Origin of the sequence: Bradyrhizobium sp. PRIMUS42, from assembly GCF_023006515.1 — a bacterium.
Taxonomy (GTDB): domain Bacteria; phylum Pseudomonadota; class Alphaproteobacteria; order Rhizobiales; family Xanthobacteraceae; genus Bradyrhizobium.
Window position 1 is genome coordinate 1 of sequence record NZ_JALBGZ010001408.1, and the last position, 701, is coordinate 701.

Genomic DNA, 701 nt, shown 5'->3' on the forward strand with positions numbered 1-701 from the left:
GATCGGCTTCCACCGCCGCGAGCGCCGCGCGCTCGGCGATCGGCACCGTCGTGGCCATGTCGGCCCAGCCCATATGCGCACCGAAGATATGGCTGGTCGCGAGCAGGCCCAGCGCCTTGCCATAGGCGGGATCGATCGCGACGGCCTTTTCGAGCAGCCCTTGCGCGGCGGCATTGTCCTCGCGCGTGCTGCGCCAATGATGCGACAATGCACGCATCACGAGGTCCCAGGCGTCGAGACTCCCTGGCGGCTTCTGCTGGGCGCGAAAACTCTCGGCAGCATAGAGCTGAGGCTCGATCGCGGCGACGATCGCCTCCGTGATTTCGTCCTGCACGGCGAAGATGTCGGCGAGCTCGCGATCGTAGCGCTCGGCCCAGAGATGGCTGCCGGTCGAGACATCGTTGAGCTGGGCCGAGATGCGCACGCGATCGCCGCTCCGCCGCACGCTGCCTTCGACCACGTAGCGCACCCCGAGCTCGCGCGCGACCTCGCGGATGTGCACGGCGCGGCCCTTGTAGATGAAGGAGGAGTTCCGCGCGACGACGAAGAACCAGCGCAGCTTCGACAGCGCGGTGATGATGTCCTCGCTGATGCCGTCGGAGAAATAATCCTGTTCGGCTTCGCCACTCATATTGGTGAAGGGCAGCACGGCGATCGCGGGCCGCTCGGGAAGCGCGAGTGCAGCGCGCGGCACCCAGGCG

At 67.2% G+C, this 701-nt stretch carries 1 pseudogene; it reads right to left on the reverse strand.

Features of this window, described 5'->3' with window-relative positions:
• Positions 1–701 (reverse strand): annotated as a pseudogene (locus MOV75_RS40710) (hypothetical protein); the annotation flags it as partial.